This window comes from Zoogloea oleivorans (assembly GCF_008107625.1).
GTDB lineage: Bacteria > Pseudomonadota > Gammaproteobacteria > Burkholderiales > Rhodocyclaceae > Zoogloea > Zoogloea oleivorans.
This window is the reverse complement of the sequence record NZ_SDKK01000008.1, coordinates 58,756-79,066: the sequence shown is the minus strand read 5'-3', so window position 1 is coordinate 79,066 and position 20,311 is coordinate 58,756. Positions and strand designations below refer to the sequence as shown.

Here is a 20,311-nt window from a genome sequence, read left to right as displayed (position 1 = left end):
GTCGCATCGACAATAACCAGAGGAGGGAAAGACATGCGCTTGATTCTGTTGGGACCGCCGGGCGCCGGCAAAGGCACCCAGGCTAATTACATCAAGGAAAAGTTCGCGATTCCGCAGATTTCCACGGGCGACATGCTGCGTGCAGCCGTCAAGGCCGGCACTCCGCTGGGCATCGAGGCCAAGAAGGTCATGGATGCCGGCGGCCTCGTTTCCGACGACATCATCATCGGGCTGGTCAAGGATCGCCTGAAGGAAGCCGACTGTCAGTCCGGTTACATGTTCGACGGTTTTCCGCGCACCATTCCGCAGGCCGAAGCCATGAAGCAGGCCGGTGTGGCCATCGATTTCGTGCTTGAAATCGATGTGCCCGATGAAGACATCATCGGTCGCATGTCCGGTCGTCGCGTGCACGTGGCTTCCGGTCGCACCTATCACGTCAAGTTCAATCCGCCCAAGGTGGAAGGCAAGGACGATGAGACCGGTGAAGCGCTGATCCAGCGTGACGACGACAAGGAAGAGACAGTCAAGAAGCGCCTGGACGTCTATCACGCCCAGACCAAGCCGCTGGTGGCCTATTATTCCGATTGGGCCGCGAACGGCGCAGCGAACGCACCGAAGTACCGCAAGATTGCGGGCGTCGGCAAGGTCGATGAAATCCGTGAGCGGGCGTTTGACGCGCTGAAGTAAGCGCGTAACGCCAGGAATCAAGGGCCGGCCGCCAAAGCCGGCCCTTGTTCTTTTGGGCTACAGATTGGTATCGGGATCCGGATGACGAGAAATCTCCTTTATGCCCAGTCGGGCGGCGTGACTGCGGTCATCAACGCGTCTGCGGCCGGTGTGATTGCGACGGCCCGGCAGGCGTCGGGCGAAATTGGGCAGGTGCTCGCGGCCCGTAACGGCATCCTGGGTGTGCTGCGGGAGACGCTGGTGGATACGGCGGGGCTGTCGGTCTCCGATCTGGCGCGCCTGCGTGCCACGCCGGGCGGAGCCTTTGGCTCGTGTCGCTTCGATCTGGACCCGGCTGAGCAGAACCCGGCCCAGTACGACCGCCTCTTTGCGGTGCTGGCAGCCCACGATGTGGGTTACTTTCTTTACAACGGCGGCAACGGTTCAATGGAAACCTGCCGCCAGATCCAGGCGGCGGCGGACGCGCGCAGCTACCCCCTGCGGGTGGTCGGGGTACCGAAAACCGTGGATAACGACATCGTCCTGACCGATTGCTGCCCGGGCTTCGGTTCGGCGGCCAAGTATCTGGCGACGTCGATTCGCGAGGTGGGACTGGATCTGGATGCGATGACGACCGGCAGTGGACGGGCCTTCGTGCTTGAAGTGATGGGCCGCAATGCTGGCTGGCTGGCGGCGGCCTGCGCTCTGGCAGCGGAAGACGACGATGCTGCACCGCATCTGATCCTGTTGCCGGAAGTGCTTTTTGATGAGGCGGCATTCCTGGAGAAGGTGACGGCGGTGGTGGAGCGATTGGGCTCCTGTGCGATTGTGGTTGCCGAAGGCATTCGCGGTCAGGACGGGCAGATTCTGTCGATGCAGGATCGCAACCAGAAGGGCTATATCCAGCTCGGTGGCGCTGGCGAGGTGATCGCCGAACGGATTCATGCATGCCTTGGTTACAAGGTGCATTTTGCGCTGGCGGATTATCTGCAGCGCTCGGCCCGGCATATCGCGTCGAAAACGGATACGGCCCAGGCATTTGGGGTGGGCAAGGCCGCAGTGCGTCGGGCGCTGGGGGGCGGCAGCGGAGTCGTCGGCATCGAGCGTCTGTCGGACACGCCCTATTTGTGGCGCACCACCCTGCAGACCTTTGATGATGTTGCCAACCTGGAGCGTCAGTTGCCACCGGAATTCATCACACCCGACGGCTTTGGCGTCACCGATGCCTTTCGGCGCTGGTGCCGCCCGTTGATTGCCGGGGAAGACTGGCCGCCGTTTCGCGACGGCCTGCCCGACTACCTGCGCCTGCAACTTCCCCTCGTGCCGGCCCGACTGCCGCCGTATGTTCCCTGATCAGGCCGGAACCTCAGGGTTCAGGCTGTAGGTAACGGTGAGGCTGGACTGGGCGAGGATGTGGCCGGCAATCGCGTTCCATACCTGCTGTCCGGTGAAGGCGCCGTCCACGGCCAGATGGGCAACATCCAGCGCGTAAACTGTGAACACGTAGCGATGCCGGATGCTGTCGTTCCACGGGGGGCACGGGCCATCGTAGCCGAAGTAATTGCCCTTCATCTGCGCGTCGCCGGCAAACCAGCCGGTGTAGTCGTTGATGCCGTGACGGCTGCCGTCGGGCAGATCGGGGCCGGGCTTGCCGCCGGGCGTGACGCCACTGGCGTGTGAGCCGGCAGCAATGCCGATGGTGGTGGCAGGCAGGTCGATGAGCACCCAGTGGAAGAAGTCCACACGTGGCAGATCGGCGGGAACGCTGCGCCCTTCCTGGTTGACGTCGTCACCGCGGCTGGGCACGTCCGGATCGTGGCAGATCACCACGAAGGATTGCGTTGCCGCCGGCGCGCCGTTCCAGGCGAGGTGGGGATTGCGGTTGGCGCCGAGGGACACGTGACCCTCGGTGGCCGGAATGCAAAAAGCGAATTCGCCGGGAATCACGGCGCCGTCGGCAAAGCTCAGGCTGCTGAGTTGCATGTTGTTTTATCTCCCTGAAATAGTGGGGAGATTCTAGCCAACATTGACCGCCTTAAGGCGCCTCAGGCGGCTCGGCGGCGAAAATCCTGGATGCGGAAACCCAGCGCGAAGAGGGTGGCGAAATACACGGCCATGCCGCCCACCACGAGGGCGCACAGGCGGATCACCCTTTCAACGCCGGAGGCGTGCAGCCAGAGGGCGTCCGGTCCGACGCTGAAGTGGATGCACGCGCCGAGAACCACCATGGCGATGAGGAGCTTGCCGGCAAACTTGCTCCAGCCCGGCTGGGGCTGATAGACCCCGCGCACGCGCAGGCCACGATAGAGCAGTCCGGCATTGATGCATGCAGCCAGGCCGATCGAAAGGGCCAGACCCGCGTGTTGCAGCCAGCCGACGAAAACCAGGTTCAGCAACTGAGTGACACCCAGGGTGATCAGGCCGATGCGCACCGGGGTACGGATGTCCTGGCGGGAGTAGAAGGCCGGTGCCAGTACCTTTACCAGGATCATGCCGGTCAGCCCCAGGCTGTAGGCCATCAGCGCGGTACGGGTGCCGTAAACGTCGGCAATACCGAAGGCGCCGTGGTGGAAAAGGGTGGTGATGAGGGGAATGGCCACCAGGGCCAGGCCAAGGGAGGCCGGCAGGGTCAGCATCAGGGTCAGGCGCAGACCCCAGTCGAGCAGGGCAGAAAACTCGACAGGGTTCTTGTCTGCATGCATTTTCGACAGGCTGGGGAGCAGGATCGTGCCCAGCGCCACGCCCAGCATGCCGGCCGGAAATTCCATCAGGCGGTCGGCGTAATACAGCCACGAAACACTGCCGCTGGGCAGGAACGAAGCGAAGACGGTGTTGATCAGCAGTGAGATCTGGCTTACCGAAACACCCAGGATGGCCGGCGCCATGAGCTTGAGAATGCGTCGCACGCCGGGGTCGGAGAAGTCGATGGCGAAGCGCGGCAGCATGCCGATTTTCGCCAGCGGACGCAGTTGCAGCAGGACCTGGGCCAGCCCGCCGATGAACGCTGCCCAGCCCAGCACGAGAATCGGCGGGTCGAAATAGGGGGCGGCGAGCAGCGCCATGCCGATGAAGGACAGGTTCAGCAGCACCGGCGTGAAGGCCGGAATGGCGAAGCGGCTCCAGGTGTTGAGCACGCCGCCGGACAGTGCCACCAGCGACATGAAGAAGATATAGGGGAAGGTGATACGGGTCAGTTCAACGGTCAGTTCAAACTTGTGGGCATCTGCCGAAAAGCCTGGCGCGGTGGCATAGATGATCAGCGGTGCAGCAAAGGCGCCGATGATGGAGATGATCAGCACCACCAGCCCGAGGGCACTGGCCACGTGGCTGACCAGACGTTGCGCTTCTTCCGGGCCGCGCTTGTTCTTGTATTCGGCCAGAATGGGCACGAAGGCTTGCGAGAAGGCGCCTTCAGCGAACATGCGACGGAGAAGGTTGGGCAGGCGGAAGGCGACGACGAAGGCGTCCATTTCGACACCGGCACCGAAGGCGCGGGCCAGAACGAAGTCCCGCACGAAACCGAGGATCCGCGACAGCAGGGTCATGCCGCTGACCGTGGCGAGGGCGCGGAGGAGGTTCATCGAGGCCATAAGCGGAGAATTAGCGGCAAAAGGGTCGATGTTAGCGGCTTATTGCGCTATGCAGCAATGCGATTTTCCGCGCAGAACAGGCTTCTGCCCGGCTGCGCTGCCCGCCCTGCAAGGGGATGGGGTAAAATGGAAAAAATTTCTGTGAGCTTGACCTAATGAAAACAACGTTCCTAGATTTTGAGCAGCCTATCGCGGAGCTTGAGGCAAAGATCGAAGAACTACGCTTTGTGCAGGATGATTCGGCGGTGGACATCTCCGAGGAGATCGCCCGCCTCGAGCAGAAGAACTACGGCCTCACAAAGGATATCTACGGAAAGCTGACGCCCTGGCAATGTGCCTTGGTGGCACGCCATCCGCAACGCCCTTACACCCTTGATTACGTGGAGCACATTTTCACGGACTTCGAGGAGCTGCATGGCGACCGCAGTTTTGCCGACGACAAGGCGATCATTGGCGGCCTGGCCCGTTTCAACGGCCAGTCGTGCATGATCATCGGCCATCAGAAGGGCCGCGACACCAAGGAAAAAATCTTCCGCAACTTCGGCATGCCGCGTCCGGAAGGCTATCGCAAGGCGATGCGCCTGATGAAGCTGGCCGAGAAGTTCGGCATTCCGGTATTTACCTTCGTGGACACGCCGGGCGCCTATCCGGGTATCGACGCGGAAGAGCGCGGCCAGTCCGAAGCCATCGGCCACAACCTGTTCGTGATGGCCGAACTGAAGGTGCCGCTCATCTGCACGATCATCGGTGAAGGCGGTTCGGGTGGTGCGCTGGCCATTGCTGTCGGCGACCAGTTGTTGATGCTGCAGTACTCCACGTATGCGGTCATCTCGCCCGAAGGTTGCGCGTCTATCCTGTGGAAGAGCGCCGAGCGGGCGCCCGATGCGGCGGAAACCATGGGGATCACTGCGTCGCGCCTGAAGTCCCTCGGCCTGATCGACAAGATGGTCAATGAGCCCACCGGTGGTGCGCATCGTGATCATCGTGCCATGGCCCAGAGCCTCAAGCGGGCGCTGCAGGATGCGCTGCGTCAGGTGTCCGAGCTTTCCCCGTCTGAACTGCTCGAGCGTCGCTTCGAGCGTCTGATGAGTTACGGCAAGTTCAAGGAAATTGCTGTCGACTGATCCAGTCGCCCTTGTCGCCAGCAACTGGCGACAACTCCCGCCGCCGGCCCGGCATGTTCGGGTCGGTCTGAGCGGCGGGCTCGATTCCACCGTCCTGCTGCATGTGCTGGTCAGCCTTCGCGATTCGCTGGGACTGACCCTGTCGGCTGCTCATGTCCGCCACGGTCTGGTGCCGGGCGCCGAGGTTTGGGGCGATGTGTGCGGCAGCTTGTGTGCGGCCCTCGACGTTCCGCTTGTGGTTTGTGATATACAGGTTGAGCGTCATCATCCGGGCGGGCTGGAAGCTGCGGCGCGGGAGGCTCGTCGTGCCGCGCTGGTGGGGCTTGGCGACGAGATTCTGGCGCTGGCGCACCATCGCGACGATCAGGCCGAGACGGTGCTGTTCCGGGCCATCCGCGGGGCTGGCGTACGGGGTGCCGGCGCCATGCGGGCCTTCAAGGCCGGCGCTGGTGTTCCCGGAATCTGGCGTCCACTGCTGGATGTGCCCCGTCGCGATTTGCTGGCTTACGCTCGTGCACACGGCTTGAGCTGGATCGAGGATCCCAGCAACGCCGATAGCCGTTTCTCCCGTAATTTCCTGCGCAACGACATCCTGCCACTGGTGGAACAACGTTTTCCGGGCGCCTCGAGCGGGCTGGCGCGGATGGGCCGCCTGTGTGGCGAAGCGTCCGGGCTGCTCGAGGAACTGGCCAGCCTGGATCTGGCGACGCTGGCGCTGGCGGATTCATCCCGCCTGCTCCGTGCGCCGGCGCTGCTGCTTTCTTCGGCACGCCTGCGCAATGTGTTGCGCAGCCTGCTGGCGCGGGCAGGCGAGGCGATGCCGGACGAAGACCGTCTGCGCGAGATCGAGCGGCAGTTCCGTGAGCCTGGTGTGGTCGCAGGTGTGCAGATGCCAGTTGGCGCAAGCGCCATTTGCGTGTATCGGGATTGCTGGTGGCTGGAGTCTGCCCGCATCGCGCCTGGCCCGGTTGCGCTGGTCTGGGCGGGAGAGCGTTCGGTGGACTGGGCGGGCGGCGCCGTGACTTTCAGCGTGGGCGTGGGGCAGGGGATTGCCAGACAGGCGCTGGCTGGGCAGATATGTGCATTGCGCATCCGTGCCGGCGGGGAGCGGCTGCGGCTGCATGCCGGCGCTCCGTCACGCAGCCTGAAGAACCTGCTGCAGGAAGCGGCCATTCCGCCGTGGCGGCGGGCCAGCCTGCCGATGCTGTGGGTTGGCGGCGAACTGGCGTGGGTCGCCGGGGTTGGGGTGGCAGCGGCTTTTTGTTGCCCGCCTGACGAGCCCGGTGTTGTTCCGGAGTGGTCCGGTCTCGACTGAGTTCTATTCCCGCCCGGGGGCGAGGAGCTGGGCCAGCTCCACCGCCGAGCGGACGCCCATTTTCTCGAAAACCCGTGAGCGGTGTACTTCAACAGTGCGCATGGAGATGTTCAGTTCGTCGGCGATGACCTTGTTGAACTTGCCGGCCAGCACCAACTGCATGACTTCCTGCTCACGTGGGGTGAGCTGGGCCAGTCGGCTGGCCACCGTGGCCTGGGTTTCCTGGGATGCCTGCCGGCGCGCATCGGTTTCGAGGGCGCGAATCACTACATCGACCAGGGCATTGTCTTCGAAGGGTTTTTCGAGAAAGTCGAAGGCGCCCTTTTTGAGCGAGCTGACGGCCATCGGCACATCTCCATGACCGGTCAGGAAAATTACCGGCAGGGTGTTGCCCTGTTCCAGCAGGACATCGAAGCATTCGAGCCCGCTCATTTCGCGCATGCGAATGTCCAGCACGATGCAGCCGCACCAGCCGGGCTGCCAGGCGGCGAGGAACTCCTCGGCCGAGGCCCAGGCCTGAGTGGCCACGTTGCGGGTGCGAAAGAGCCAGGTGAGGGCGTCGCGGATGGCTTCGTCGTCGTCGACGATATGGGCGAGGGGTGTGCTCATGACTGGACGGGAAGGGAGAAGTGGAAAATCGTACCACCACCGGGGTTGGCTTCGAAGGTGAGACGACCGCGATGCAGTTCGGCGATGGAGCGGCAGATGTTGAGGCCCATGCCCATGCCTTCCTCCTTGGTGGTGAAGAAGGGGGCGAAGAGCTTTTCGGCGACCTCGGGCGGAATGCCCTTGCCCCGGTCGGCGACGCTGAAAATCAGCATGCCCTCCTGCAGGCGCGTGTTCAGGCTGATCCGGCGTTCGGCGCGGGGGGCATCGGCCATGGCATCCATGCCGTTGCGAATGAGGTTGACGGCCACTTGTTCGATCATCACCGGGTCGGCGGCAACTGCGGGAACCGGCTCGGCGAGATCCAGCGTAATGCTTACTCCGCGGCGCTGGGCGTCCGGCTCCACCAGCCCGACCGCTTCGCGGATGATGGCGTTGACATCCACCGGCTCGCATTTGGGTTCGCTGCGCCGCACGAAGGCGTGCACCCGGCGGATGATCTGAGCGGCCCGCTGGGCCTGCTTGCCGACTTTTTCAAGCACGCCGGTCAGCTCGGCCGGGGAGATCTCGCCGCGGCCGATCATGTTGAGGCAACCGGTGTTGTAGCTGGAGATGGCGGCGAGGGGCTGGTTGAGCTCGTGGGCCAGGGTCGAGGCCATTTCGCCCATGGTGACGAGGCGGGCGGTGGCCTGCAGGCGCTCCTGTTGCTGACGGGCCAGATCCTGGGCGCGCTTTTGCTCGGTGACATCCACCATCGAGCCCATCCAGCCGATATGCCGTCCGTCCGAGTCGATCAGCGGGGCTTCGATCAGCAGTGCATCGAAGCGCTCTCCGTTGCGGCGCATGAGCCGGATCTCCATCCCTTGTGGCGGCGCATTGCCGCCGAGAACCATTTGATGGACGGCAAGGGTTCTTTCGAGTGTTTCCGGCGCCCAGTAAGGCATGGGCGGCATCAGGCCGATCAGCTCGTCGGCACTCCAGCCGACCATCCGGCAGAACGCCGGATTCACGTAGGTGATCTTGCCGTTCAGGTCGCGGGCGCGCATGCCCGAGTTGAGCGAGTCTTCCATGGCCTTGCGAAAGGCGTGTTCGCTGCGCAGGGCTTGTTCGGCGGCCTGCCGGCGCTGCATGTGGCGACGCAGTTGCCACAGGCTCCACACGATCGCTGTGGCAAGAATGCCAAGGGAGCCCATCAGTAGCAGGGGGATCCAGCGGACCTCGCTCTTGTAGGCGGTAATGTTGAGATTGAGACCGTGTCCGGGCGGTTCGAAGGGGATTTCGTAGGCGAGGCTGGAGAGGGGCGAGACTTTGGACTTGGCGGCAATCTCGAGGCCGAGATTGTTGGTCACCGAAACCCGGTAGCGCTCGGAGAACCACCAGGGAATCTGGCGTGAAAGCATTTCGTTAACCGAATAAACCCCGACGACCGAGCCGAGGTAGCGCCCACTGTCGAAGACCGGGGTATGGACCTCGAACTGGGTCTGGTTCTCGATGACGGCATAGGCATCACTGTATGCCGGACGCCCCAGTGAGCGGGCCAGACGGTAGGTCGCGGTAGACGGAAAGGTGCCCGAGCTTTCTCCCACCAGGTGATTCTCGGTATAGGGCGGCTCTGCGCCCCGTACCGCACCGCTTTCATCGAGCCACAGGATCCGGATCATGCCGCTTTCCGGATCGAGTGCGCGCTTGAGGCGGGCTTCGGTCGTGGCGTCGGGATGCTTCCGGGCAAACAGTTCGGGGCCGAGCTGGGTGAGTTGTGCGTTGTTGCGCTCGAACTGGAAGGACAGGTTCTGCTCCATCCACAGCACGTCGTTGATCAGCGTCATGCGCTGCTCTTCGGCATCCTGCCGGTGGGTCAGCCACAGCAGCGCCGCCATGGTCGCAATGAAGAGCGCCACGGCAGCGTAGGGCAGGCTCCAGTACCAGCCGGGTGGGGGTGAGGGGGTCGGGGGCGGCAAAGGGTTGAGTATCACTGTTCGGGTAACCTTCTTATCGCCTGAGCGTGCCGATGAGGCCATCGGAGCTTTCCACACTGGGGATGTCCACAATTGAAACCGTTGATGTGTCCATCAATACTGGGAATGTAGTCTGCCGCAGTCCCCGCTCAGCAGGGATTGCGTGAAAAAACTTCTTATATCGGAGACAAAAAATGAAACTGCGCACCATGTTGTTCAGCCTCGCCGCCCTGGGTTTTTGCGCCACGGCCTCTGCCCAGGCTCCCATCGTGATCAAGTTCAGCCATGTCGTGGCTGCCGATACGCCCAAGGGCAAGGCATCCGAATTTTTCAAGAAGCGGGCCGAAGAGCTGACCAAGGGCAAGGTCAAGGTCGAGGTTTACGCCAACAGCGCGCTTTACAAGGACAAGGAAGAGCTCGAGGCCCTGCAACTCGGTGCCGTGCAGATGCTGGCGCCGTCCCTGGCCAAGTTCGGTCCGCTGGGCGTGAGGGAGTTCGAGGCTTTCGACCTTCCCTATATTTTCGATGACTACACCGAACTGCACCGCGTCACCCAGGGCCCTGTCGGCGCTGGCATCCTGAAAAAGCTCGAACCCAAGGGCATCGTTGGCCTGGCCTACTGGGACAACGGCTTCAAGTCCTTCTCGGCCAATACGCCCATTCACACCCCGGCAGACCTGAAGGCCAAGAAGCTGCGCATCCAGTCCTCGAAGGTGCTTGAAGAAGAAATCCGTTCCGTGGGTGGCTTGCCCCAGGTGATGGCTTTCTCCGAGGTCTATCAGGCCCTGCAGACCGGCGTGGTGGATGGTACCGAAAACCCTCATTCCAACATGTTTACCCAGAAGATGCATGAAGTGCAGAAGCACATGACCGTGACCGATCATGGTTACCTGGGCTATGCAGTCATCGCCAACAAGAAATTCTGGGATGGCCTGCCCGTCGATGTACGTGGTCAGCTCGAGCAGGCGATGAAGGACTCCACCGTCTACGCCAACAAGATTGCCCAGGAAGAGAACGACAAGTCTCTGGAGGCCATCAAGAAGAGCGGCAAAACCCAGGTCTACATGCCGACCAAGGAAGAAAAGCTGGCTTTCAAGAAGGCCATGTTCCCTGTCCATCAGAAGATGGAAGGTCGCATCGGCAAGGACCTGATCCAGTCGATCTACAAGGAAACCGGCTTCGATCCCGCGAAGCTGTAAGCCAGTCAAGGTTTTCCGTTTGTAGGGCCCTTCATCCGGAAAGCGGGCGAAGGGCATGAAGACGCGCTCCGGTCTTCGCGGCCCCGGCACGTCCAATCGCACATACCTGCGAGGCTCAATCATGAAATTACTCAATCACCTCGAAGAGTGGATCATCACCCTTCTGATGGGGAGCGCCACGACGATCATTTTCCTGTCTGTGGTGCATCGTTACCTGGCGGGCGTCAGTATTCCCGGTCTGCAGGACTGGCTGCTTGGCCTGAACTTCAGCTGGGCCCAGGAGTTGTGCATCATCATGTTCGTATGGATGGCCAAGTTTGGTGCCGCCTATGGCGTGCGCACCGGCATCCACGTGGGCGTCGATGTGCTGATCAACCGGCTCAACGACAGCAACCGGTCCAGGTTCATTGTCTTCGGCCTGCTTGCCGGCGCGCTCTTCACCGGTATCGTCGCCACGCTGGGCGCTCATTTCGTGTGGGAAAACGGCGCCCATTACGCCTTTCTGCAGATGACCGGTGCCGAGTTCGGCGATGTTCCTGAAGGCCCGACGACGCCCGATCTGGAATGGCCGACGTGGATGGTTTATAGCGCCATTCCGCTTGGCTCAAGCCTGATGTGCTTCCGCTTCCTGCAGGTGACGCTGGGCTTCCTGCGCACCGGCGAGCTGCCGCATCACGACCACGGTCATGTGGATGGTCTCGACGGCGAGGAACACGTGCCGGATAGTGCTGATGCCTACGTAATGAGCGACAACCTGCACATGCATGATCTGAAGCACCCGCAGGTTGGTGATGTGAAGGGAGACCGCAAATGAACGCCGCCATCATCTTTGGCCTGCTCCTGGCCCTGATGCTGACCGGGATGCCGATTTCCATTTCTCTCGGCCTCACCGTTCTCAGCTTTCTGTTTATGTTCACCGAGGTGCCCCTGGAGTCGGTTGCCCTCAAGCTTTTCACTGGTATCGAAAAGTTCGAAATCATGGCGATTCCGTTCTTCATCCTGGCCGGCAACTTTCTGACTCACGGCGGGGTGGCGAAGCGAATGATCAATTTCGCTTCATCGATGGTGGGGCATTGGTACGGCGGTCTCGGTCTGGCCGGCGTGCTGGCCTGTGCCCTTTTTGCGGCGGTGTCGGGTTCTTCTCCGGCAACGGTGGTGGCCATTGGTTCGATTCTGTTGCCGGCCATGACGCGGGCGGGTTTCCCCAACAAGTTCGGTGCCGGCATCATTACGACGGCGGGGGCCTTGGGCATCCTGATCCCGCCGTCCATCGTGATGGTGATGTACTCGGTGGCGACCAACACCTCTGTCGGTGCCCTGTTCATGGCCGGTGTGGTACCGGGGCTTGCCCTGGCGGGTGTTCTTGGCGGGGTAACCTGGTATCGGGCCAGGAAGTTCGACTACCCGCGTCAGCCGAAGGCTTCTACCGCTGAGCGCATCAAGGCCTTCCGTGAGTCGATGTGGGGCCTGCTGCTGATCGTCGTAGTGATGGGCGGTATCTACACCGGCCTGTTCACGCCGACCGAAGCGGCAGCCATGAGCGCCATGTACGCTTTCGTGGTGGCCGTGTTCGTGTATCGCGACATGCCCCTGCGGGACGTGCCGAAGGTGCTGCTCAACTCTGCCAACATGTCGGCGATGCTGCTCTACATCATCACCAATGCGGTGTTGTTCTCCTTCATCATGACCAACGAGAACATCCCGCAGGCGCTGGCCGAGTGGATGCTGGGCAACGGTCTGGGCGTCGTGGCCTTCCTGCTGGCGGTAAACGTCATGCTGCTGCTGGCCGGCAACTTCATGGAGCCGTCCTCCATCGTCCTGATCTTCGCCCCGATCCTGTTCCCGGTTGCAGTGCGGCTCGGTATCGACCCGGTGCATTTCGGCATCATCATGGTGGTGAACATGGAAGTGGGTATGTGTCACCCGCCGGTGGGGCTGAACCTCTACGTGGCGTCGGGCATCACCAAGATGGGTATCACGGAGCTCACGGTCGCGGTTTGGCCGTGGCTGCTGTCGATGCTGGTCTTCCTCGGTGTCGTGACCTACTGGCCAGGCCTGTCCTTGTGGTTCCCGCGCATGCTCGGGATGATGTAGTTCCTGTTTGTCGTTCCACGTAAAAGCGCGTCCTCCGGGGCGCGCTTTTGTTTTGAGGGTGTTCCCCGAGGTTTTGATGGGGTGCGGCTTTGTGATAAAAAGGCATGTTCTCCGTGGTCATTCCCGGCCGCGTGCGTTGCATGTGAGGCTTTTTTGTCCCAATCCCCCCCGTCATCCGAACACGACTGCTACCACTGCGGTCTGCCGATTCCCGCCAATCTGGATCTCCCTGTCGAGGTTGACGGTGCCCGCCGCCAGATGTGCTGCACCGGCTGCCAGGCCGTGGCTGAGTCCATTGTGAGCAATGGTCTGATCGACTACTACCGTCGTCGTGATGCCATGCCCGAGCAGGCCCGCGAGGCCATGCCCGATGAGCTCAAGGATCTCGGCCTTTTCGATCATCCGGATTTCCAGAAAGGCTTCGTCACGCCGGTTGGCGAGCATGAGCGTGAAGCAGCCCTGATCCTCGAAGGCATCACCTGTGCCGCCTGCATCTGGCTGAATGAAGAGCACATCGCCCATCAGCCCGGCGTAACCGCAGTCGACATCAATTACGCGACCCGTCGGGCTCGCGTGCGTTGGGACGAGCGGCGCATCAAACTGTCCGACATCCTCGCGGCGATCCAGGCCATCGGCTACCGGGCCTATCCTTACGACTCGGCCCGCTCCGAGCAGATATCCCAGCGCGAGCGGCGCTCTGCCTTGTGGCGGCTTTTTGTGGCTGGCTTCGGCATGATGCAGGTGATGATGTACGCCTTCCCGGTGTACATCGCCGAGGCCGGCGACATGACCGCCGACATCGAGAAGTTGTTGCGCCTGGCCAGCCTGATCCTCACCGCGCCGGTCGTGCTGTATTCCGCCGCGCCCTTCTTCAGTCATGCGTGGCGTGACATCCGCCTGCGCCGGCTGGGCATGGATGTGCCGGTCGCCCTCGGTGTCGGTGCGGCCTTTCTGGCCAGTTGCTGGGCCACGATTTCCGATCATGGTGAGGTGTATTTCGACTCGGTCACCATGTTCGTGTTCTTCCTGCTGTGCGGGCGCTACGTGGAAATGCTTGCCCGCCAGAAGGCCGTGCGCGGGGTGGAAGAGCTCGGCAAGGCGCTGCCTGCCTTTGCCGAACGGTTACCTGGCTACCCGGCGCAGGAGGGGGAGAAAGTACCCGTGTCGCAGTTGCTGAGCGGTGACGTGATCCGCGTCAAACCCGGCGAAAGCATGCCAGCCGATGGCGTGGTCATCGATGGGCGCAGCGAAGCGAACGAAGCACTCCTTACCGGCGAGAGTCGGCCGGTGCCGAAGACGCCCGGCTGTGAAGTGACAGGCGGCAGTGTCAATGTCGGCAGCCCGCTCTTCGTTCGCGTCACTCGTACCGGCGAGCACACCCGGCTGGCTGCGATCCGTCAGTTGATGGAGCGGGCGTCGGCAGAGAAGCCCCGGGTGGTGCAGCAGGCCGACAAGGTCGCCGCCTGGTTCATTGTTGCGCTGCTGGTGCTGGCCTGCGTGACGGCAGTTGGGTGGTGGTGGTTCGATCCGGACCGCGCCCTGTGGGTCTTCGTGTCGGTCCTGGTGGTGAGCTGCCCGTGTGCGCTGTCCCTGGCCACGCCGGTGGCCCTGACTGTGGCGACTGACGCCCTTGCCAGGATGGGCGTTCTGGTGACGCGTGGCCATGCTATCGAAGCCCTGGCACGGGCCGATCACTTCGTCTTCGACAAGACCGGCACGCTCACCTACGGCGAGATGCGGGTTGAGCAGGTTCGTGTGCTGGGAGGGCTCGGTGAAGTCGCAGTCGTGCGCCTGGCTGCCGGACTGGAGCAGGGCTCGGAGCATGCCATCGCTACCGCGCTTAGAATCGAGGGCGCCACCGGCGAGCCGCTGGCCGCTTTCACCAGCCTGAACGCGACCACGGGGCAGGGGGTTTCGGGTGTGCTCGATGGTCTCACTTACCGCATCGGCCGGCCGGGATTCGTGGCGGCGCTGACCGGAACTCCGGTCCCCGAAGTGCTTCAGGAAGACGAGCGCTCCGGCCGTACCGTCATCGCCCTCGGTTCTTCGAACGGCTGGCTGGCCGGTTTTGCCCTGTCCGACGGATTGCGTGAGGATTGCCCGGCAGCCTTCGCGTCCCTGCGCGGGAAGGGCATCGAACTGTCGATTTTCAGTGGCGACACGCCGTCTACGGTGGAGGAGCTGGGGCGTCGCTTGGGCGTCAAGCATGCGGTAGGTGGAATGACTCCGGAAGGGAAGCACGCCGAACTGCGCGCCCTCCAGAAGGGCGATGCGGTGATTGCGATGGTCGGCGACGGGGTGAATGATGCGCCGGTGCTGGCTCAGGCCCAGGTGTCCGTCGCCATGGGCGGGGGGACGGACCTGGCCCGCAACCAGGCCGATATCGTGCTCTTGAGCGGCCGCCTGGCTTCCCTCGCCGAAGGTGTGGATCTGTCCCGCCGCGCCCTGCGCATCATCCGGCAAAACCTGTGGTGGTCGTTCGCCTACAATTTCACTGCCGTTCCGCTTGCCATGTCGGGCCTCGTAACGCCCTGGATGGCGGGTATCGGCATGTCGGCGAGTTCCTTGTTCGTTGTTCTGAACGCCCTGCGCCTGCAGCGTAAGCGCACTCACTGAGATCCACCATGGAAAGCCTCTACCTGCTCATTCCCCTGTCGTTGATCCTTGTTTTTCTGATCGGCCTCATTTTCTGGTGGTCGGTTCGCAGCGGGCAGTTTGACGATCTGGAAGGCCCGGGTTACCGGGTGGTCAGCGACGATGACACGCCGCCCGTTCAGGTGGATGCGAGCAAAAAAGATCAGGCCGCCAAGCCCGGATCCTGAGCCCAGCGCATGAACAATGATCGCCCGCCTGCATTTACCCTGGCATCTGAAGGGTTTTTGATAAAGGTCAAGATCGGGTCCGGCAGTGACACGCATACTTCCTCTCAGGTTGAAGACGCAAACACGAGCAACAACATGCGTCTTCCAGGCACTGGGTGCCTTGACTTAAGTCTCTCTGTTGGGGTTGGGGGTGCGCGATGCGCACCCTTTTTTTTGCTCCCCGTTTTGTCCCGATTCCCGCCTGACGGTCCCGTCAGGCTTATGTGTTCCCCAATCCCTGCTCTCCCTCATCGACATCATCGAGCCGAAAAAAGCCGATGAGCCGCATCAACCTGTTAAAATTCCAAGCTTTCGGTTTTTCGAACCATCCTTTGTCTCACTGGAGTTAGCAACATGGCTATTGAACGCACCCTGTCCATCATCAAGCCCGACGCCGTCGCCAAGAACGTGATCGGCCAGATCTACGCCCGCTTCGAAGCTGCCGGCCTGAAAGTCGTTGCCGCCAAGCTGGCTTACCTCTCCGAGCGTGAAGCCGGTGAGTTCTACGCTGTGCACAAGGAACGCCCCTTCTTCAAGGATCTGGTGTCCTTCATGACCTCCGGCCCGGTGATGATCCAGGCTCTCGAAGGCGAAGGCGCCATTCTCAAGAATCGTGACCTGATGGGCGCCACCGACCCGAAGAAGGCCGCTCCCGGCACCATTCGCGCCGATTTCGCCGAGTCCATCGATGCCAACGCAGTGCATGGCTCCGATGCAGCCGAAACGGCAGCGGTGGAAATTGCTTTCTTCTTCCCCGGCATGAACGTTTACAGCCGCTGATGATCTCTACCAGCAGGATGAAATCGCTTCGTCCTGCTGGTTTGAACGGATACTTACGTGGTCAATCTCCTCGATTTCGATGCCGAAGCCCTCACCGACTGGTTCGTCCAGCAGGGTGAGAAACCATTTCGCGCCAAGCAGGTGCTCCGTTGGGTGCATCGCTTCGGCGCAACCGATTTCGACCAGATGACTGACGTTGCCAAGTCGCTGCGGGCCAAGCTCGTGGCGACGGCATGCATTGCTCCGCCTGTGGTGGTGCGCGACAGCGTGTCCACGGATGGAACCCGCAAGTGGCTGCTCGATGTGGGCAACGCCAATGCGGTGGAAACGGTGTTCATCCCCGAAACCAATCGCGGCACCCTGTGCATCTCGTCCCAGGCCGGCTGTGCGCTCGATTGCGCCTTCTGTTCGACGGGCAAGCAGGGCTTCAACCGCAACCTGACTGCCGCCGAAATCATCGGCCAGCTGTGGCTCGCCAACCGCCTGCTCGGCGCCAACGGCGACGGTGAGCGCGTCATCAGCAACGTGGTGATGATGGGCATGGGCGAACCCCTTGCCAATCTCGACAACGTCGTGTTGGCCCTCAATCTGATGCTGGACGACAACGCCTACGGTTTGTCGCGCCGCCGGGTCACGGTTTCCACGTCCGGCATTGTTCCGGCCATGGACCGCCTGCGCGACGCCTGTCCGACGGCCCTTGCCGTGTCCCTGCATGCATCGAATGACGCCCTGCGCGACAAGCTGGTGCCGATCAACCAGAAATACCCCTTGCGTGAGTTGATGGCGGCCTGTCGGCGCTACCTCGAAAAGGCGCCGCGGGATTTCGTCACCTTCGAGTACGTGATGCTCGACGGCGTAAACGATTCCGACGCTCACGCCCGGGAGCTCGTCGCGCTGACGCGGGATGTGTCCTGCAAGTTCAACCTCATCCCGTTCAATCCCTTCCCGAACTCCGGCTTCGACCGCTCGCCGGCGTCGCGCATCAAGCAGTTTGCAGACATCCTGATGGCGGCCGGTATCGTCACCACGACGCGCAAGACCCGCGGTGACGATGTGGATGCCGCTTGCGGTCAGCTTGCCGGCCAGGTCAAGGACAAGACGCGCCGTACCACCCGGATCATTCCGGTTGCGGAGGCATGAGCGTGAAGCGCTTGTTGCCGGTGCTGGCAGCACTGTGTGCGCTGGCTGGATGTGCCGGACCCCGTATCCCGACCTCTGTTGCCAATCTCGATCGGCCCATGTCTGACGAGCCGGTTGTCACCGATGCACGGCGCAAGGCCAAGGTTCATGTGGAGCTCGGCCAAGCCTATTTTCAGGCTGGTCGCTACGGCGTGGCCCTCGATGAAGCCCGTTCCGCTGTCGCCTACGATTCCGGCTACGCACCGGCTTACCAGTTGATGGGGCTGGTGCACATGTTCCTCGAGGAGAATGCGGTTGCGGCTGCCAACTTCGAGTACGCCATGCGACTGGCGCCGGGCGATCCGGAAATCATGAACAGCTACGGCTGGTTTCTGTGCTCTACAGGCAAGGAGCAGGCCGGGCTCGAGCAGTTTGCAACGGTGGTCCGCAATCCCTACTACCAGACGCCCACCCGCGCCTATGCCAATGCCGGGCTGTGCCAGTTGCGCCTGAAAAACGATCAGGCGGCGGAAGAGCAGTTTCTGCGCGCAGTTGAAACGGACAATGGAAATTTTCAGGCGCTGTTTCATCTGGCTGCGATCACCTACCGTCGGGGGGCCAACGAGGCGTCGAAGCGTTATCTCGGCGCCTTGCACCAGGGGAGCGAACCCACCGCAGAGAGTCTGTGGCTGGCCATTCGTGTTGAGCGCCGCCTTGGTGATCGCGCTGCCGAGGCGGGATTCGTTCAACAGCTTCGACGCCGCTTCCCCGGCTCCCTCGAATTCAAGGCTTTCTTGCAAGGGCAGTACCAGTGACCGATTCTCAAGCTTTGCCCAATTCACCGACGAGCTCAGTCCAGGACTCTTCCGTTGGCGATACCTTGCGTCGCACGCGTGAAGCCCAGGGACTGAGCATTTCCGAAGTGGCCAGTTCGCTCAAACTCAATGCTCGCCAGATCGAAGCGCTGGAGTCGGGTCGCTTCGATCTGCTACCGGGGTTTGCATTCACGCGGGGCTTTCTGCGCAACTACGCGCGGCTTCTCAAGATTGATGCGGCCCCGCTGCTGGCGGCCTTGCAATCGCCTGCGGACGAGGCTTCCATCGAGCTGGCGCCGGCCTCCAATGCCCAGGGCGACATGCCTCAGGTGGGGCGGGGCCGTTTCAGTCGTTCAGTGCTGCCCGGCGTGATCGCGGCCCTGGGTTTGCTGGGCATCGTTGTCGCTGGGTGGTATTACGACACTCAGCGCAAGAAAACCGCGGAAGACTTGGTGGCCAGCCTGCCCGTGCCTGCGGCCGCCGAAGCACCGGTCGCTGCCGAGCCCGTGGCGCTCTCTCCAGCGCCTGTCGCCGCATCGACTCCGCCGGCCAGCACGACCGAAATCCCCGGGTCCGTACCTGCTCAGGCGCCTGGCGTTGAGCAGACGGCTGTTGCGCCTCTCGCGCCGCAGGTCATCCAGAAAGACGCCGTCGAGTCGTCGAAGCCGGTTGCCGGTGCCGACCATCTCGTTTTTGAGTTTGCCAAGGATGCCTGGGTAGAAGTGAAAGACAAGGATGGCAAAATCGTCTTTTCCCAACTGGGTAAAGCAGGTTCCCGCCAGGAGTTCGGTGGCAAGGCTCCTCTTTCACTCGTCGTGGGCAATGCGCGTTTCGTGAAACTTGAACGTAACGGTACTCCCGTCGATCTGGGCACCTCCACCAAGGGGACGGTTGCCCGCCTCAAGCTCGAGTAATCAGACTTCCATGGATCTACTTCTTTCCGGGCGCGCCGCCGCCCGCCGCACGACCCGCCAGGTTCGGGTTGGTCACGTCCTGATCGGTGCAGGTGCGCCGGTTGTTGTTCAGTCGATGACCAATACGGACACCGCCGACGACTTCTCGACGACCATGCAGATCGCCCAGCTCGCGCGGGCCGGTTCCGAACTGGTGCGGATCACCGTCAATAACGATGAAGCCGCCAAGGCGGTGCCGAAAATTCGCGAGAAGCTGCTGTCGATGAATCTCGACATTCCGCTGGTCGGCGATTTTCATTACAACGGTCACAAGCTGCTTGCCGACAATCCGGCCTGCGCCGAGGCCCTCGACAAGCTGCGTATCAACCCGGGCAATGTGGGGCAGGGCGCCAAGCGCGACACCCAGTTTGCGTCGATCGTCGAAATGGCCTGCCGTTACGACAAACCCGTGCGCATCGGTGTGAACTGGGGCAGCTTGGATCAGTCCGTGCTGGCCCGAATCATGGACGAGAACGCCAGGCGTGCCATTCCGCGGGATGCGGGAGCGGTGATGCGCGAGGCGCTGGTCACTTCGGCACTCGAATCTGCTGTCAAGGCAGAAGAATATGGTCTTGCCGGGAACAAGATCATCCTGTCGGCCAAAGTGAGCAGCGTTCAGGACTTGATCGCCGTTTATCGTGACCTGGCCGCCAAGTGCGATTACCCGCTGCACCTGGGGCTGACCGAGGCCGGCATGGGCTCCAAGGGAATTGTCGGATCGACCGCCGCTCTCGCAGTTCTGCTGCAGGAGGGGATCGGTGATACGATCCGCGTCTCCCTGACTCCGGAACCCAACGGCAGCCGGACGCAGGAAGTGATTGTTGCCCAGGAAATCCTCCAGACCATGGGGCTGCGCGCGTTCACTCCGATGGTCACCGCCTGTCCGGGTTGCGGCCGTACAACCAGCACGCTGTTCCAGGAGCTGGCTTCCGACGTCCAGAGTTTCGTTCGTGACAACATGCCTATCTGGCGCGATCAATTTGATGGTGTCGAGAACATGAGCCTGGCTGTCATGGGCTGCATCGTGAACGGCCCTGGCGAAAGCAAGCACGCCAACATCGGAATCTCGCTCCCCGGTACCGGTGAAATGCCGGCCGCCCCGATTTTTGAGGACGGCGTGAAGACCCAGACCCTTCGCGGCGACAATATTACCAACGAATTCAAGGCCATCATCGAGCGTTACGTGGCCCGCACTTACCCCAGAAAGGGCACGCCGGCCTGAGCCAGCGCCCGA

General features: G+C 62.2%; 18 protein-coding genes. 14 read left to right on the top strand and 4 right to left on the bottom strand.

From position 1 onward, the window contains the following. Nucleotides 1-33: 33 nt before the first annotated feature. Together adk and ETQ85_RS09845 are read left to right on the top strand one after the other, a co-directional pair. Nucleotides 34-687, top strand: coding sequence for an adenylate kinase (gene adk / locus ETQ85_RS09850; protein WP_148578878.1), 654 nt, complete (start codon nucleotides 34-36; stop codon nucleotides 685-687). Between the two features lie 81 nt (nucleotides 688-768). After that, nucleotides 769-2,019 (top strand): 6-phosphofructokinase, encoded by a 1,251-nt coding sequence (locus ETQ85_RS09845; RefSeq protein WP_148578877.1) that lies wholly within the window; start codon nucleotides 769-771, stop codon nucleotides 2,017-2,019. Here ETQ85_RS09845 and ETQ85_RS09840 read toward each other — a convergent pair whose 3' ends face one another. Both ETQ85_RS09840 and murJ read right to left on the bottom strand, forming a co-directional pair. Further along, nucleotides 2,020-2,649 (bottom strand): YbhB/YbcL family Raf kinase inhibitor-like protein, encoded by a 630-nt coding sequence (locus ETQ85_RS09840; RefSeq protein ID WP_148578876.1) that lies wholly within the window; start codon nucleotides 2,647-2,649, stop codon nucleotides 2,020-2,022. A gap of 62 nt (nucleotides 2,650-2,711) precedes the next feature. Then, nucleotides 2,712-4,247 (bottom strand): murein biosynthesis integral membrane protein MurJ, encoded by a 1,536-nt coding sequence (murJ, locus tag ETQ85_RS09835; protein ID WP_148578875.1) that lies wholly within the window; start codon nucleotides 4,245-4,247, stop codon nucleotides 2,712-2,714. Nucleotides 4,248-4,411: 164 nt separating this feature from the next. On the opposite strand from murJ, the gene ETQ85_RS09830 reads away from it, so the two are divergent. Both ETQ85_RS09830 and tilS read left to right on the top strand, forming a co-directional pair. Beyond that, the gene (locus tag ETQ85_RS09830) at nucleotides 4,412-5,380 is read left to right on the top strand and encodes an acetyl-CoA carboxylase carboxyltransferase subunit alpha (protein ID WP_148578874.1); all 969 of its coding nucleotides are present in this window, start codon (nucleotides 4,412-4,414) and stop codon (nucleotides 5,378-5,380) included. Then, nucleotides 5,367-6,695, top strand: coding sequence for a tRNA lysidine(34) synthetase TilS (tilS, locus tag ETQ85_RS09825; RefSeq protein ID WP_246128720.1), 1,329 nt, complete (start codon nucleotides 5,367-5,369; stop codon nucleotides 6,693-6,695). Before ETQ85_RS09830 ends, tilS begins: the two co-directional genes overlap by 14 nt. Before the next feature lie 3 nt (nucleotides 6,696-6,698). Here the strand turns inward: tilS and ETQ85_RS09820 are convergent, their stop codons facing one another. Together ETQ85_RS09820 and ETQ85_RS09815 are read right to left on the bottom strand one after the other, a co-directional pair. Beyond that, entirely contained in the window at nucleotides 6,699-7,304 is a 606-nt protein-coding gene (locus ETQ85_RS09820; protein WP_148578873.1) for a response regulator transcription factor, read from the bottom strand. Then, nucleotides 7,301-9,274, bottom strand: coding sequence for a sensor histidine kinase (locus tag ETQ85_RS09815; RefSeq protein ID WP_342781954.1), 1,974 nt, complete (start codon nucleotides 9,272-9,274; stop codon nucleotides 7,301-7,303). The genes ETQ85_RS09820 and ETQ85_RS09815 overlap by 4 nt, the downstream gene beginning before the upstream one ends. Before the next feature lie 176 nt (nucleotides 9,275-9,450). Here ETQ85_RS09815 and ETQ85_RS09810 point away from each other — a divergent pair, with 176 nt between their 5' ends. From ETQ85_RS09810 to ispG, 10 genes are all read left to right on the top strand, one after another. Beyond that, nucleotides 9,451-10,455: a TRAP transporter substrate-binding protein gene (locus ETQ85_RS09810; RefSeq protein ID WP_148578871.1), complete on the top strand. Its 1,005-nt coding sequence runs from the start codon at nucleotides 9,451-9,453 to the stop codon at nucleotides 10,453-10,455. A 118-nt stretch (nucleotides 10,456-10,573) separates the two neighbouring features. Beyond that, nucleotides 10,574-11,269, top strand: coding sequence for a TRAP transporter small permease (locus ETQ85_RS09805; protein ID WP_222862126.1), 696 nt, complete (start codon nucleotides 10,574-10,576; stop codon nucleotides 11,267-11,269). Beyond that, nucleotides 11,266-12,549, top strand: coding sequence for a TRAP transporter large permease (locus tag ETQ85_RS09800; RefSeq protein WP_148578869.1), 1,284 nt, complete (start codon nucleotides 11,266-11,268; stop codon nucleotides 12,547-12,549). Before ETQ85_RS09805 ends, ETQ85_RS09800 begins: the two co-directional genes overlap by 4 nt. A 153-nt stretch (nucleotides 12,550-12,702) precedes the next feature. After that, complete coding sequence (locus ETQ85_RS09795) at nucleotides 12,703-15,165, top strand: heavy metal translocating P-type ATPase (RefSeq protein ID WP_246128719.1); 2,463 nt, start codon at nucleotides 12,703-12,705, stop codon at nucleotides 15,163-15,165. Between the two features lie 8 nt (nucleotides 15,166-15,173). Further along, nucleotides 15,174-15,371 carry a cbb3-type cytochrome oxidase assembly protein CcoS gene (gene ccoS, locus ETQ85_RS09790; RefSeq protein WP_148578867.1) on the top strand — a complete coding sequence of 66 codons (198 nt, stop codon included), beginning with the start codon at nucleotides 15,174-15,176 and terminating at the stop codon, nucleotides 15,369-15,371. Between the two features lie 393 nt (nucleotides 15,372-15,764). Then, nucleotides 15,765-16,190 carry a nucleoside-diphosphate kinase gene (ndk, locus tag ETQ85_RS09785; protein ID WP_148578866.1) on the top strand — a complete coding sequence of 142 codons (426 nt, stop codon included), beginning with the start codon at nucleotides 15,765-15,767 and terminating at the stop codon, nucleotides 16,188-16,190. A 57-nt stretch (nucleotides 16,191-16,247) separates the two neighbouring features. Then, the gene (rlmN, locus tag ETQ85_RS09780) at nucleotides 16,248-17,330 is read left to right on the top strand and encodes a dual-specificity RNA methyltransferase RlmN (protein WP_148578865.1); all 1,083 of its coding nucleotides are present in this window, start codon (nucleotides 16,248-16,250) and stop codon (nucleotides 17,328-17,330) included. A 2-nt stretch (nucleotides 17,331-17,332) separates the two neighbouring features. Then, the gene (gene pilW, locus ETQ85_RS09775) at nucleotides 17,333-18,124 is read left to right on the top strand and encodes a type IV pilus biogenesis/stability protein PilW (protein ID WP_425473122.1); all 792 of its coding nucleotides are present in this window, start codon (nucleotides 17,333-17,335) and stop codon (nucleotides 18,122-18,124) included. After that, nucleotides 18,121-19,038 carry a RodZ domain-containing protein gene (locus ETQ85_RS09770; protein ID WP_148578863.1) on the top strand — a complete coding sequence of 306 codons (918 nt, stop codon included), beginning with the start codon at nucleotides 18,121-18,123 and terminating at the stop codon, nucleotides 19,036-19,038. Before pilW ends, ETQ85_RS09770 begins: the two co-directional genes overlap by 4 nt. 10 nt (nucleotides 19,039-19,048) lie before the next feature. Next, nucleotides 19,049-20,299, top strand: a complete 1,251-nt coding sequence (gene ispG / locus ETQ85_RS09765; RefSeq protein ID WP_148578862.1) for a flavodoxin-dependent (E)-4-hydroxy-3-methylbut-2-enyl-diphosphate synthase — start codon at nucleotides 19,049-19,051, stop codon at nucleotides 20,297-20,299. The last annotated feature ends 12 nt before the right edge of the window (nucleotides 20,300-20,311 follow it).

Bases quoted from the DNA above. Each gene is read 5' to 3' on its own strand.
- adk (WP_148578878.1), top strand. From the start codon at position 34: ATGCGCTTGATTCTGTTGGGACCGCCGGGCGCCGGCAAAGGCACCCAG.
- ETQ85_RS09845 (WP_148578877.1), top strand. From the start codon at position 769: ATGACGAGAAATCTCCTTTATGCCCAGTCGGGCGGCGTGACTGCGGTC.
- ETQ85_RS09840 (WP_148578876.1), bottom strand. From the start codon at position 2,649: ATGCAACTCAGCAGCCTGAGCTTTGCCGACGGCGCCGTGATTCCCGGC.
- murJ (WP_148578875.1), bottom strand. From the start codon at position 4,247: ATGAACCTCCTCCGCGCCCTCGCCACGGTCAGCGGCATGACCCTGCTG.
- ETQ85_RS09830 (WP_148578874.1), top strand. From the start codon at position 4,412: ATGAAAACAACGTTCCTAGATTTTGAGCAGCCTATCGCGGAGCTTGAG.
- ETQ85_RS09820 (WP_148578873.1), bottom strand. From the start codon at position 7,304: ATGAGCACACCCCTCGCCCATATCGTCGACGACGACGAAGCCATCCGC.
- ETQ85_RS09810 (WP_148578871.1), top strand. From the start codon at position 9,451: ATGAAACTGCGCACCATGTTGTTCAGCCTCGCCGCCCTGGGTTTTTGC.
- ETQ85_RS09800 (WP_148578869.1), top strand. From the start codon at position 11,266: ATGAACGCCGCCATCATCTTTGGCCTGCTCCTGGCCCTGATGCTGACC.
- ccoS (WP_148578867.1), top strand. From the start codon at position 15,174: ATGGAAAGCCTCTACCTGCTCATTCCCCTGTCGTTGATCCTTGTTTTT.
- ndk (WP_148578866.1), top strand. From the start codon at position 15,765: ATGGCTATTGAACGCACCCTGTCCATCATCAAGCCCGACGCCGTCGCC.
- ispG (WP_148578862.1), top strand. From the start codon at position 19,049: ATGGATCTACTTCTTTCCGGGCGCGCCGCCGCCCGCCGCACGACCCGC.